This window comes from Methanolobus profundi (assembly GCF_900114835.1).
GTDB lineage: Archaea > Halobacteriota > Methanosarcinia > Methanosarcinales > Methanosarcinaceae > Methanolobus > Methanolobus profundi.
The window spans coordinates 109,588-122,706 of record NZ_FOUJ01000001.1 but is presented as its reverse complement, the minus strand read 5'-3'; the positions used below and the strand labels follow the sequence as shown (position 1 = coordinate 122,706).

The window sequence follows — 13,119 nt, the reverse complement described above, 5'->3', positions numbered from 1 at the left end:
AACCAAATAGAAAATAATAATTTAAATGAGCAATGGAATGAGAGTCAGAAAGAATAGAATAAAGGGAATGAAAGATCCCCTTTACTTATGCGTATAATATGCCACTACTTCTCCGGCAACTGCATCTATCCTGCAGAAACCGAATCTCTCGAACTGAACTACCTTGTCCAGCTCTGTAGCGATCTGTCTTTCGCCGATACCAGTGAACTCGCCATCAGGTGAGAGTACCTTTACAGGAACCCCGTCCATTGGAGCCCAGTGAATGATCCTCATCTTTTCCTTCTTCACGGACTCGATAGAATCACCAAGGTACTTTGCCTGCAGAGGTTCGGTGGAAGTGATCTCAACATTATACAGGTCCTTGAGCCTTATCTTTGAACCAGCCTCAAGCTTCTCAGCATCTTCCTTGCAGATGTTGACCTTATTGTTCACTTCGATCTCACGGCATCCCCTGTCCTCAGTAGGATGCAATGCAGGAGTTGTCTTGCAAGGATCGGTTCCTGTTATCTCAAGTTCTACCGGGTCCCATACGAAGAAATACCTGTTCGCAGTAGAATCCACAAGCTTGCGGTTCTCTGCATAGAGAGTATCCATACTGAGACTTATATCGGTCTCGCCAACACCCATTTCTATGAAGAACTTACGGATAGCTTCAGGAAGGATACCTCTTCTGCGCAGTGCACGGAGAGTTGGAAGACGTGGGTCGTCCCATCCTGAGTACTCGCCATCCTCGATGGCCTTACGCAGTCCGCTTGTACTGAACTTACCGAACTCGTGCATCTTCACACGACCCCAGTGAGTGGTCTTTGGATATTCCCATCCCAGATAGTTGTAGATGTAACCCTGACGTTTCTCGCTGTCCATCAGGTCCTTACCCCTTATGATATGGGTCATTCCAAGTTCATGGTCCTCAATGGCACCCTCGAAATCGAGTAAAGGCCAGACACAATATTTGTCATCTACTTCCGGACGTGGATGCGGAACCTTAACGATCCTGAATGCACCGAAGTCACGAAGAGCAGGGTCCTTGTGAGTGATATCTGTCTTGATACGCAGGACAGCAGACCTTTCCTCATACTCGCCTGAAACCATCTTGTCCCAGTGTCCCATGTTATCTTCAGGACTTGCATCCCTGTGAGGACATGCTTCCTTGGCATCCTTGAACTTCTTGAAATCTGCACCGTCACAGAAACATACGTATGCTTTACCCATCTCAATGAGCTTGCGGGCATAATCGTAGTACATTGGGATCCTGTCAGAAGCGATAACTATCTCATCAGGATCTGCACCGAGCCATTTACAGTCATCCACATACCAGTCATAAGCCTCCATCATCGGACGCTTTGTCTGAGGATCGGTGTCATCGAAACGAATAATGAACTTGCCACCGTATTTCTTCACGTACTCTGAATTTACAACTATACCACGGGTACTGCCAAGGGTTGGCGGACCATTGGGGTTTGGTGCAAAACGCATTACGACCTTCTGACCCTCTTCAACATCCAGTGCTTTAAGACCCTTATCAGGTTCCTTCTTGGTATTTAGCTCCTCAATTAGTTCAGGAGCAAGAGCTTCAAGGCGTGATTGCCACTGCTCAGGTGTTTCCTTTGCAACCTCTGCAAGGACCTCCTGTATAACAGGGCTAACATCCTTTGCTTTTGGACGAAGGTGTGGGCACTCTCCCATTACACGGCCCATTACAGCACCGATCTGCGGTGCCTGACCGTATTTCACAGCATTCTGGAGTGCATACTTCTCTATGGTCTTCTTGTCATCGTCAGTTAAAGTCATTATAGATCTCCGGGAAAATCAAATTTGAGCGAATTGGATACGCTCAGATAATAAACATATACAAAGGGTTCGAGGAGTTCAACGAGCCCTTTAATGATAGACATAATAGGATGAATTATAAGAACTGAACTTAAAAGATATGGTCGATACACATTCTCAGAAGGATTGACCAGTCTTCTTTACAGACTCTGCTCTGCTGATTAGTTCATCGATATCCTTCTCGAAATCAGAAAGGAACTGCTCTACTGCATCACCGGCAACTGCACCATGAGATGATGGTTTTATCAACTGTTCCTGCTCAAGTACACGTAGTGAATACCGTACCTTGTGTGTAGGCATACTGGTCTCTTCTGCCAGTTTGAGTATACCTATTGGTCCGCGTTCAATGACCACTTGTAAAACTTCCAGATGGCGTTGAGCCAGTTCCAGTTCCCTGTTAACCTGATCGAATAGCATTATGCAACCTCGTTGATCAAAGTCCCTATTCCTTCTATCTCTACCTCTACAATATCACCGGTGTGTAGCTCACCTACACCTGGCGGAGTACCGGTAGCTATGATATCTCCCACTTCCAGTGTCATTATACTGGAAATGAACTCGATAAGATAGGGAACATCGAATATCATATTGGATATGTTAGAATCCTGTACCACGTCACCATTGACACGGCATACGATAGAAGCATTCTCCGGGTCGAAATCAGCCACAGGAACTACAAATGGACCTACTGGTGCAAAAGTATCAAAACTCTTTGCCCTTGTCCACTGCCCATCCCTGGTCTGCAGATCACGGGCGGTCACATCATTGAAACATGTAAAACCAGCTATCACATCATAGGCCCGGTCATAGGTTATGTTCTTACATTTCTTCCCGATCACGATGGCCAGTTCAGCTTCATGATCGACCCTTTTACTTATCTTAGGATATATCACCTTACCATGATGTCCGATCACAGCAGATGGTGGTTTGATGAAAAGTATAGGTTCATCCGGCACGGACAGACCAAGTTCAGCTGCATGATCATGATAATTGAGACCTACACAGACTATCTTGGTAGGATGGGAAGGAGCTAGTACCTCCAGATCTGAAAGTTCATACTCAGTAAATGCATATTCCTGTGAAGTTACAGTATTGCCATTTACCGTGCCATAGAAAACTTCATCCTTATGCCTGAATCGTCCGAACATTAGTGCAACTGTTTTGTCCTCATTCTAGATAAGGATAGGTGTTAGATGAGTTGATAGATGCTATTGGATCACGAGAGAACACAGACATTAATAGATCAAAAAAAGAATATGAATGATATCTGAGCCTTCAGATACCAGTCCACTATATTTTGATAGCTCTCCTCTGCTCCTTAATTCGGAACTGGGGAGGATATCACAGGATCCTTGATATTATCAGAACGATAAGCATAGAGGCAACGCCAATTGCCCAGAACTTTATTGCTTCGTTCAATGGTATTCTTATGTCCACTGGTCCATCTCCTGACACTGCAACTTTTCCTGCACCAGCCATAACACCTGCTGAAGCAACACTACCTGATATTACGGATCCATCATTAGATGACGATGGAACAGAACTCGAAACTGGCTCATCCCTTATTGTTGTTTGTGACACACCTATTGATGAACTGCCTGTTACATCAGAAGCAGGCACCTCAGGTTCACTGCTCTGAACGACATTTTCATCATAACTAAAAGCAGATGGTGCTTCTTCCTGAACCGGGGAAGAGGGTGCTGAGAATGTGTCCTCCGGTTCATTTACCATTTCCTGGACCTCATCTTCAGGTTCAGGAGTGAAATGTCCTGCAAACACGGATGCTTCTGCCTCCTGAGCAGCTTTCTGTTCGCCATAGCTGGATGCACCAAAGACATTCTCTTCCTCGGCTTCTTCCATGAATGTTGGGGAACCGTTGTCCTCATCATCACCAGTGAATACATCGCTGAATGCTGACTCGTCACCCATTGGAGCTCTGAAAGAATTGTCATCAGGCTCTTGTGCACCTGTCTCTTCTCTAAAATATTCAGGGGTCTCTGTTACCCACTGTTCCTCAGGTTCTTTTTCTTCTGCCAGAACAGGAGTTACAGGTTCCTGAACGAATTCTGTATCTTCATCAATAGAAGGTTCGGATATGAATGCGGTCTCTTCAACAACAGGTTCAGATGATACTGCATGAGCTGCATTTGATTCATATTTTCTGCCGATCAGACCCTGATAATCAGGATCGATCTCTATTGCAAGATCAAAACACTTCTTAGCCTCTTCAAAACGACCGATCTTTTCAAGACCTTTGCCCTTCTTGAACCATGCCTCTGCATTATAAGGGTCAACATCCAGTGATTTAGTATAGTACTCGATCTGTTTCTCGATCGTCTTGGCCGAGTCGGCCATTTTCATCCAATTCTCTGCAGCTTTCTGTTTCTTCTTTGCTTTAACGTCATCTAGCATTCCCATATTAACACCTTTTTTTAAATTACCGTACCCCTGTTGCCCAGAACGGTAGTGTTGATCATTTGTACCTTCCAGTCCATATGGCCTGATAGGATAATTGTTTTTGCTATTTTTATGCAGGGCAGGCAGATATAAAAATGTTTGTACAGAGTTGTTCTGTTCACAGAAGGAACATCACTGACCCTTCATTTCCTCGTACTCGAATGCCCACATAGGAAGACCATCTATCTCTATATGTTCCAGATGTTCCATCTCATGAGCAGCATAAAATGCAGAAGGTCCTTTGAAGGACATTGTCTTTTCTTCAAGTTCCCTGACGAATATCTTCCTCTTTTCCGTACTGATGGCTGCAACTATTATCCTTTCCGCTTTCAAGATCACAGAATACGGTCTTGTGACAAGGGAACGTTCCTCCTTGTTCCCACACCGTTCCAGTCTGTTCACTATACCTTCTTTCGAAACGTATTCGGGGTTCAAAAATAGATAGACCTCTTCTATTGTATTGCCTGTTTTTGTTTCCTCATCGTAGTTAGTAAAGACCTTCATCACCGAGATGCTCTGCAGATCACCTGCATCATAGCTCCAGGCACCACCCAGTTTCAGAGAAAGGATCATAGGATAGAAGGCATCCCTTGGAAGACCGAACCTGCCGAACATAGCCTCTTCCCGGGAACTGAATTTAAGGATAGCTTTGAGATCATTGACTTTCATGTCTATGAAGTACTATAGTGACCGGTCGTTAAATAATTTAGCAGTTTGTGAGAATTAATTAAATATTACATTTTGCATATATTATAATTGGATCTGCTGGCATGCACAGCTACAGATCAGGGGGTTGGAATAGTGCATACAAGGTCTTCACGATGTATTGATAACAATATATTCACCATTCCTTTAAAAGTAACAGAAAAGGACTTTTTTGAAAGAACAAAGAACCTGATGGTAAACAGTTGTATGACAGAAGAAGATATCGTCGACAGCTATCTTCCCAGAGTGAATTCCTATGGGATCTGTGTTCCGTACTATATATTCAGGCTGAACTATACAGTGAAACTGGACTATACAGCGGTTTACATTGAAACAAAGCACTACACAGAAGATGTAAAAAGGATAGATCCTAACGGTAACCCTTTCTTTGTATCAGAGATAAGGATCGAGCATGAGAGAGAAAATTATCCCATGTCAACAGAAGTACATAGTTCGCAAGAGGCTACCTACATAGCAGCATACCAGGACCAGTACACAGATGCCGTCAATGAGAATATTTCATTCCTTTCATTTATTGAACACTATAAAATACCCAGAGAGCAGATCCAATACTATAATCCCGGAATGCAAGGTTTCAAGGAGATCCCTTTTTCAGTTAAGCCTGATGACCTAAAGAATATTTTTGATAAAAAGGTCCGTAAGAATATACTAAAAGGAATTGAGTTACAGGGACACAAACAAGAGAATATTGTAATAAGAGATATCAAGCCGGATAAATTCGAATGCATCAGGGTCTATGTACCTTTTAGGATGCATAGATATGACTACAATAATAAGAAATATTTTATGCTGATGAACTGTTGTGACGGAAGATCCTGCAATAACGGAAAGCCAATGGACCCTGTTCAGGAAGCGAAGCATATAATGAGCTTTGCCGGGATCTACATTGGTATCTTTGGATTGCTTACCTGCCTGATGATACTGTATTCCTTCATCGCGGGAACAATAGGGTCAACTGACTGGATAGAGATACTTACAGCTGGCCTTGTGAGCTATGCACCTATAGCATTCCTGTTACCTCTTGTGATAGCTGGCATACATGTAAGCCATCAAAAGAGCCTTGTCAGAGGATCAAAAGAAGAAAAGGTCAATGAACTTTTTAAGAAAAGAGGGATCATCTAGATCAAAAGCCTAACTTTATATCCTACCACCATCATTGATTTCTATTCGTTATAAAAGGGGTAGAATTAAATGAAAATGAAAATGGTAAAGTGCAGCGATGTCGGGATCGATAACTGTGCTTACATAGCAATTGGAAATGAACTCGATGAAGTTGAAAAGAATATGCTTGATCACATCGAAACTGAACATGAGGACATACTAGCTGGTCTGAACGATCACGAGGTACATCACCTTAAACACAGGGTATCCACATTCCTTGGAAGAAGCTGCGGGTGCGGGCACCTTGAAATGCCTTAAAAAAGACATTTCTGAATCCTATTTTTCTTTTTAGTCATTCTTACAAAGCATTATCCGTAGCATGCATACCAGAGCTTTTGCTTTAATTGTGAACATAAAAGACAGGGTATTTAAGCCATGTGATTAATATATTAATCACATAGTGGTAAATGGTATCTGGTGATCGCATGTTATTAAGAAACTGGCTGGTTGGAATTCAAATAGTATTATTTCTGACGTTGTCACTCTCATTTTCAGGATGTATCGAAGAAGAGGTTACGACCAGTTCGACCACGAGTATTAATAAGAACAGCATCAATGAACCTCAGGAACCGGAAGTCATCAAAGGTCCTTCAGGTGAAATGATCATTGCTCCCGATGGGATACAGGTAAGGGATTGGAATATAGCTGTTGACAGGATACTGATAACTATTGAGAACACAGGTGACACTGATATTTTTGTCAGTACCATAGGTGCAGATGTATCATTTGATGATGACATGTCCACATTCAGACACTATGAAGCAACAATGAATTCTGAACTTGGTACAAATGAAGAAAAGATCATCACCATCAGGATCCACAAATTAAGTGACTGGGATAAACCACATCTTCTCAGTATAGAAATTATATAATGAACTTTTCTACTATTCTTATGGCATTGTATTAATATAGAAGGAACTTCCAATAATTCTGTAATGAAATGAGGATGTTCGGGTTATTACATCCTTAATGCGGGAGTGTTTATATGGATAAAATGAAGAAAGCAGGTCTCCTGGGAGGAGCTGCACTTCTGGGAGCAAGCCTTGTCGCACTGTCAGAGGAAAGGGTAAGGGATTTCCTGAAGGAGAAGGTCCACAAGCATGGAATGAACAAAGAGGAAGGAAAGATCTTTGTAGATGACCTTATAAGTGAGACTAAAAGAAAGAAACTGAACATGGAGAAGAATGTTGTTGACAGACTACATAGCTCCACCATAATACTTAGTAAGGAACTCTCCGACCTGTCGGACAGGATCGATGACAGGAAGATCAAAGAGCTTGAAGAAGAACTTGAAAGAATGAGAAGTATGAGGAAAGCAGGGAAATAACCTCATTTCAAGATCATTGTTATCAATTCTGCAAGTTAATGCAGAATACCGTTGAAAGGACAAGTAGCTATTGCTTTTGTTCTAACAATAAAGATGGTGACAGAATGGAGAACGATGGAATTCAGGATAAACTGGCTGTGTTGATAGATGCTGATAACGCCCAGCCATCGATAATTGAAGGTCTGATGGATGAGATAGCTATCTACGGTGTTGCCAGTGTGAAAAGGATCTACGGCGACTGGACATCACCCAATCTTGGTTCATGGAAAGATTCACTGCTTGAACATTCCATACAGCCTATCCAGCAGTTCGCATATACTACCGGCAAGAATGCAACTGATAGTTCACTTATTATCGATGCCATGGATCTGCTCTATACTGAGAAACTGGATGGTTTCTGTATAGTTTCAAGTGACAGTGACTTCACACGCCTTTCACAAAGAATAAGAGAATCCGGCCTGAAGGTCTACGGTTTCGGGGAAAGGAAAACACCTCAGGCATTTATCTCAGCCTGTGACAAGTTCATCTATACAGAGAACCTGAGAAAAGAGGAAGAAGCTACTACATCAGATGTCTCTGTTTCATCAAGGTCTGACAGGTGGACCACGAACCAACTTAAAGGCGATTCGAAGCTCGTGAACCACCTGAGAAATGCGGTGGAAGATTCTGCCGATGATGATGGATGGGCATTCCTTGCACTGGTCGGCGGGAACCTTATCAAACGCAGCCCGGACTTCGACCCGAGGAACTACGGATACAAGAAACTCGGGGAGCTAGTGGAAGCAACTGATCTTTTCGAGATCGACAAGAGAAAACAGAATAGCTCTGGAAAAAGCGTTGTTGTATATATCAGAGATAAAAGAAGTAAGGGGAAGAAATAATGTATTCTATTGCTCCAGCGACCCCATCAGCTCATAGAAATACTGCGGTTCATGTGTAACATAAAGCTGATACCATGCTTCCAGTGTCTTTGGAGAAAATACACCAAGCTTTTTTAGCACTTCATGAGCAAACTCCAGTGGTGCAACACCTGAAGCAGTGACAAGGTTATCATCAGCTACCACTGCATCCTGACGATAGAACTTTTCTCCGCCATATGTAGGACAAACGGCCTTCAGATAGCCGAGGTCATTACTGGTATGAGGTCTGCTATCAAGAAGTTGATACTTTGCAAGACCCATTGTTGCACCGCATATGGCTGCCACAAGGATACCTGTATCCAGGAACTCATTTACTTTATCCAGCAAAGGATCGTGAATATCCTCAAGCCATGTATTCCCACCAGGAAGTATCAACACACCAGCATCAGCTGTCTTGAACTCATCAATACCGATATCCGGTGAAATTCGTACTCCACCCATAGTAACTACAGGATCTTTTGTGATACCAACGGTTCTGACAATGTATTTCTCCGCATCTTTCTGGAAATACCTGCCCGTATTCAGTTCACCTATCAAAAAACCCGGTTCCCAATCTGCCATTGTATCAAACACATAAAGATAAGCTATTTTTGTCATGATGACTCCCCATTATAATAAGCATTCAAGTATGAAATGCAATAACAGTATTAAAAACTCTACCATCCGGTAAGCTATTTAATAATGAACAGGACCAATGAGATCTATGAGAATGAGGGCAACTAGCGTAATACAACACTATGAATAAAGCATTCGACCATTGATCAGACCAGAGAAAACACTGAACTATCAATGTCATTCTTTCGCAAGCTACGCTCAGCGACCACTAAGTCCTGCCACCAGAACAATAGAAAGCATCATCAACAGATACAAAAAGATGATGAACACTATCTTTATACTATCGGAAATCATACCACCGTTTGCAAAAATAAGTTGATTGCATATAAATCTTTTTAATATGTGTTTTTTATAAATGTGGCGATATGATCAGTAAAATAATAGACCCACAGGACAAATGATCCCTTATTATCACTTTCACCGCGCCTGGCACATCACCATATATACAAAGGTCATACTCATTTTACATGATCAAAACTTCCGACCCGGTAAAGAATGAACAGGAGCTATACAACAAGATTGACCAATACCGCAAAGAACACAGAACATCTGCATTGACAACATACGATGTGCAGCCTTTCATTGAAACACAACCCCATGATCTGCATCCCGATATAGTACTCAAGAATATTATTCTGGGTAATGCATGTGCCTGGGGAACATATGATACAGCATGTGGACATTTAGAAAATAATATACATGCTTTCCGGCATTTTCAGGTATTTAATATTTGAAGACAAAAGATTAACTAAGGGATTTGAATCATTAGTAGAAAGAGCCTCGGGTGGGATTTGAACCCACGACCTCGTCCTTACCAAGGACGCGCTATACCCCTAAGCCACCGAGGCACAGAATGAGTATTGGGGTGCTCTCCTCTGATAGACATGATCAATTAATAAGTTTTCGGTTGGAAGAGGGATGATTTATAAGCACCAGCGGTCATCAACAGGAAACTTCTCGTTGATCCACATCAGGACACCATTATGATGAACGATACGGTATGAACGGGATAGCACCTTTTGCGCTCCGAAAAGAGGCTCATCATCCTCGATATCAATGCTTTCAAAGTCCCTTCTGGTCTCGATATTATGATCACGAAGAATCCTGCCTATTGGGATATCGGCCTTCATCAGATCACAGCGAACGACATCAGGCATGTTCTCAATAGCTGACAGAGAGCGGGCGAATACATAAGGAGTATCACCTGCAATGAGAGTGACCACACGCTCATTGATATCCGCTCCAACATCAACTCCAAAGATGTCTGCCATCTTCTCATCTGCCGGAATGATATGCTGGTACTCTGTAACAACCGCAGTAGGATGTTTGGTCATTATCTCCAGCAGAAAGGTCACCGAACCATCAGTTCCTGCACACACCCTGAGGCATGTGGGAATCTCAAAGCTCTTCAGTTTTTCGAGGAATTCCATGTTAGACTATCCCTGTGCCAAAAAGAGAAAAGGAATGAAAATTACTTGGAAACTTCCTTCTTTGCCTGCTTCAGGCGTTCCTTAGCAGTGTATCCAGTAGCACCCAAAAGGAAATCCCTGAAACGTTTATTAGAATCAAGAATAAGCTCATCATCTGTAAGAGTAGTATCAGCCACAGTATCAACAGCCAGCTTCTTACCTTCTATCCACACAGTGATCTTGGAAAGAACACCATAAGAAGTAACGAACTTACCATCCTCTTCTTTGATCTCACTTGGGAAAGCCTCTTCGAGGCATTCATGAATCCTATCCATCTCGGGTTTAAAACCACGCTTTAACTTGTATTCCTGCATTTCGATCACCCTATATAACATTCTTCAGACGAATAAATGTACCGGTGCCCCTATAAAAAGCCAGCCCCGGCACCACCTAAAAGATTCACTTCTTCAACACAAGTTTTCCCCTTTCACCTACAAGTCTTACCTGAGGGACCGTTCCAAGTATCATCTCACCCAATCCCTTCATCTCCCTCCAGGAAGGCGTAGGTCCTTCATGACCCATGAAAGGCAAATCGAAATCCGGATTGCTCATGAACTGGTACAACATTACCTCTGAGGCACCTTCAAGATCAGGCAGGATCCTCGGCATCGTTTCAGCATTCACATACTCAGGTATCACCCTTATCCAGACCCTGAGCCATTTCTTCTTAGCAATATCCATGGATTCCCTGAGAAGCTTCACATAATTCTCAGTACGCTCCCGTGACATACCGGTAAGCTCCATAATTCCCTCAATATCATCACCCGGAGCCTTGATCTCAAGCACAAAACCATGAACGAAAGGAACTGCACTTTCAAGAATGTCCGGCTTCATACCATTGGATTTCAATATGACACGTTTTCCGATCTTGTGAAGACCTTCGATAAGCGGAAGAAGGTCCTTTTGTAACGTTGGTTCTGCACCTCCAAGATAGACATTCTCTGTGGTGGACTTACCTGCATAATCCAGCACTTCATCAACTGTCCATTCCTTTTTAGGCTGGTGTATATGAACACAGTAAGGACATTTCATATTGCATCCGCCAAACTCGATCCTTATCTGGCCCTGTTCATCTGATAGACCTATCAGTCTCATTTATAGCCTCCAAATATCATTTTCATCTCACATACCATAACTATCTGCAAATTTGTAATTAACAGTATTAATAGTTAAACCCCCTCAAAATGCAGCGATCACTTTTTATGTGTATTCCACCATCAATTCAGAAAAGACGGTGATCACATTGGCAAAAAAATTAACACTTGAAGATCTTGAGAAATCAAAGGATAAAAAGGCAATAAAACCTCTTGAGAAAGATCTTGAAAACCTTTATGACCTTATAATCCCACCAGGAACTCCATCATACATCATCTACGACCTTGTCGAAGAATTTGAACTTGAACCAGTTGAAAGGAAGATAAGCGTCCATATCGTGGATATTGATGAGAGAGAAGTAATAGCCCTCAGAGGTGTCCTCTCTGAAGTTCAGGCTGCAGAGAAGTTCCTTCACGAAGAACTGACTGAATGGGCTAACAGCGATTAGGCCATAAATTGAGATTATAAAAATAAATAATATGGATCAGTACAGGCAACTTGCCTGTCCTTTCATATTCCTGTTATATTATCATTTTTCAGATCAAAGGCAATAGCCTTTCCGGTATCATCATAGACGTCAATTAGCTGACTATCATTGATATTACCGACAACTGCTGCTTTGAGACCTGCATTCTCAAAAACCTCAATACATTCAGCAGCATTCTCTTCTTTAGCAGTGACAACATAACCTGTTGCCGGATATATCTTAAGCCATTGGTCAAAGTCTATATCTTCAGGCCTTGGTATCTTTGTAAGGTCCACTGAAGCACCCACCCTGCTCACTTCACAGAGCATACCGAGTGTGCCGATAGTACCAGGGTTGCTAATGTCCTTCCCAGCGGTCACCAGTTTCTTTTCCCCGATCTCCTGCATGACCATGAAACGCTCACGAACCACATCTGCTTCCTTAAAAGAAGTAGTATCCCAGCTATATGGAGAGTTCTTTCCAACCCTGCCATCCATATCATAGGCAACTATGACAAGATCTCCGGGTCTTGCACTGTCACTTCTGATAACACAGTCCTTCTTTGCGATACCAATGATAGCAACAGCAAGAGAGTTGTATGGAGTGTCAGGATGCATGTGGCCTCCGACCATAGGTACACCGAACTTCTTTATACCATCCCGTATACCACGCATGATCTCCTCAGTAGACTCAAGGTCACTGGAAGCCATGACATTGACCATTGCAAGAGGACGGCCCCCCATTGCAGAGATATCGTTCACATTCACAACAACTGAAGTGTAACCTGTCCACCATGGACTCTTATTGACTATCCTGCCCCAGATTGCATCTGCCGCAAAGAGTATTACATCATCTGTGCCAATATCAATTACTGCAGCATCATCTCCAAAATCATCGATGACCTCGCCGTATTCGGACCGGACAGATTCAAAAATGCTCACTATGTCTGCAATTGGCTTTTTTCGGGTGACCCCTTCAAAGTCCCTTAAACTTGCTGCAAGCTCTTCAATATTCAAAAAAACACCTGCACGATGATAATAGAATTAATAGTTG

General features: G+C 42.6%; 17 protein-coding genes and 1 tRNA gene. 7 read left to right on the top strand and 11 right to left on the bottom strand.

Going from position 1 to position 13,119, the window contains the following annotated elements; all coding sequences use genetic code 11:
* Positions 1–81: 81 nt before the first annotated feature.
* The 5 genes from BM008_RS00695 to BM008_RS00675 all read right to left on the bottom strand — a co-directional run bounded on the left by BM008_RS00695 (position 82) and on the right by BM008_RS00675 (position 4,956).
* Complete coding sequence (locus BM008_RS00695; protein ID WP_091931788.1) at positions 82–1,791, bottom strand: glutamate--tRNA ligase; 1,710 nt, start codon at positions 1,789–1,791, stop codon at positions 82–84.
* 156 nt (positions 1,792–1,947) lie between these two features.
* Positions 1,948–2,247 (bottom strand): hypothetical protein, encoded by a 300-nt coding sequence (locus BM008_RS00690; protein WP_091931785.1) that lies wholly within the window; start codon positions 2,245–2,247, stop codon positions 1,948–1,950.
* Positions 2,247–2,978: a fumarylacetoacetate hydrolase family protein gene (locus tag BM008_RS00685; protein WP_091931782.1), complete on the bottom strand. Its 732-nt coding sequence runs from the start codon at positions 2,976–2,978 to the stop codon at positions 2,247–2,249. Before BM008_RS00685 ends, BM008_RS00690 begins: the two co-directional genes overlap by 1 nt.
* A gap of 193 nt (positions 2,979–3,171) precedes the next feature.
* A complete protein-coding gene (locus BM008_RS00680) occupies positions 3,172–4,248 on the bottom strand; it encodes a tetratricopeptide repeat protein (RefSeq protein ID WP_091931779.1) in 1,077 nt (358 codons plus the stop codon).
* A 171-nt stretch (positions 4,249–4,419) separates the two neighbouring features.
* Positions 4,420–4,956, bottom strand: a complete 537-nt coding sequence (locus BM008_RS00675; protein WP_091931776.1) for a putative ATP-dependent zinc protease — start codon at positions 4,954–4,956, stop codon at positions 4,420–4,422.
* An 87-nt stretch (positions 4,957–5,043) separates the two neighbouring features.
* On the opposite strand from BM008_RS00675, the gene BM008_RS00670 reads away from it, so the two are divergent.
* The 5 genes from BM008_RS00670 (at position 5,044) to BM008_RS00650 (ending at position 8,382) form a co-directional block, all read left to right on the top strand.
* A complete protein-coding gene (locus tag BM008_RS00670) occupies positions 5,044–6,135 on the top strand; it encodes a hypothetical protein (RefSeq protein ID WP_091931772.1) in 1,092 nt (363 codons plus the stop codon).
* 69 nt (positions 6,136–6,204) lie between these two features.
* Complete coding sequence (locus BM008_RS00665; RefSeq protein WP_245747798.1) at positions 6,205–6,432, top strand: DUF1059 domain-containing protein; 228 nt, start codon at positions 6,205–6,207, stop codon at positions 6,430–6,432.
* Positions 6,433–6,599: 167 nt separating this feature from the next.
* The gene (locus BM008_RS00660; protein WP_143072233.1) at positions 6,600–7,046 is read left to right on the top strand and encodes a hypothetical protein; all 447 of its coding nucleotides are present in this window, start codon (positions 6,600–6,602) and stop codon (positions 7,044–7,046) included.
* A gap of 113 nt (positions 7,047–7,159) precedes the next feature.
* Complete coding sequence (locus tag BM008_RS00655) at positions 7,160–7,501, top strand: hypothetical protein (protein ID WP_091931766.1); 342 nt, start codon at positions 7,160–7,162, stop codon at positions 7,499–7,501.
* A 104-nt stretch (positions 7,502–7,605) separates the two neighbouring features.
* A complete protein-coding gene (locus tag BM008_RS00650; protein ID WP_091931763.1) occupies positions 7,606–8,382 on the top strand; it encodes an NYN domain-containing protein in 777 nt (258 codons plus the stop codon).
* Between the two features lie 6 nt (positions 8,383–8,388).
* Here BM008_RS00650 and BM008_RS00645 read toward each other — a convergent pair whose 3' ends face one another.
* Positions 8,389–9,018 carry a type 1 glutamine amidotransferase family protein gene (locus BM008_RS00645; protein WP_218146674.1) on the bottom strand — a complete coding sequence of 210 codons (630 nt, stop codon included), beginning with the start codon at positions 9,016–9,018 and terminating at the stop codon, positions 8,389–8,391.
* A 485-nt stretch (positions 9,019–9,503) separates the two neighbouring features.
* Here BM008_RS00645 and BM008_RS00640 point away from each other — a divergent pair, with 485 nt between their 5' ends.
* A complete protein-coding gene (locus BM008_RS00640; protein WP_091931756.1) occupies positions 9,504–9,770 on the top strand; it encodes a hypothetical protein in 267 nt (88 codons plus the stop codon).
* Positions 9,771–9,812: 42 nt separating this feature from the next.
* On the opposite strand, the gene BM008_RS00635 is transcribed toward BM008_RS00640, so the two are convergent.
* The 4 genes from BM008_RS00635 to BM008_RS00620 all read right to left on the bottom strand — a co-directional run bounded on the left by BM008_RS00635 (position 9,813) and on the right by BM008_RS00620 (position 11,600).
* A tRNA-Thr gene (locus BM008_RS00635) sits at positions 9,813–9,884 on the bottom strand.
* Positions 9,885–9,959: 75 nt separating this feature from the next.
* Complete coding sequence (locus tag BM008_RS00630; protein WP_091931753.1) at positions 9,960–10,466, bottom strand: chorismate--pyruvate lyase family protein; 507 nt, start codon at positions 10,464–10,466, stop codon at positions 9,960–9,962.
* Positions 10,467–10,507: 41 nt separating this feature from the next.
* Positions 10,508–10,819, bottom strand: a complete 312-nt coding sequence (locus BM008_RS00625; RefSeq protein WP_091931750.1) for a DUF5611 family protein — start codon at positions 10,817–10,819, stop codon at positions 10,508–10,510.
* Positions 10,820–10,904: 85 nt separating this feature from the next.
* Entirely contained in the window at positions 10,905–11,600 is a 696-nt protein-coding gene (locus tag BM008_RS00620; RefSeq protein WP_091931748.1) for a radical SAM protein, read from the bottom strand.
* A 139-nt stretch (positions 11,601–11,739) separates the two neighbouring features.
* Here BM008_RS00620 and BM008_RS00615 point away from each other — a divergent pair, with 139 nt between their 5' ends.
* Positions 11,740–12,048: a hypothetical protein gene (locus tag BM008_RS00615; RefSeq protein WP_394328904.1), complete on the top strand. Its 309-nt coding sequence runs from the start codon at positions 11,740–11,742 to the stop codon at positions 12,046–12,048.
* Between the two features lie 62 nt (positions 12,049–12,110).
* Here BM008_RS00615 and BM008_RS00610 read toward each other — a convergent pair whose 3' ends face one another.
* Positions 12,111–13,082 (bottom strand): methanogenesis marker 2 protein, encoded by a 972-nt coding sequence (locus BM008_RS00610; protein WP_091931743.1) that lies wholly within the window; start codon positions 13,080–13,082, stop codon positions 12,111–12,113.
* Positions 13,083–13,119: the final 37 nt, after the last annotated feature.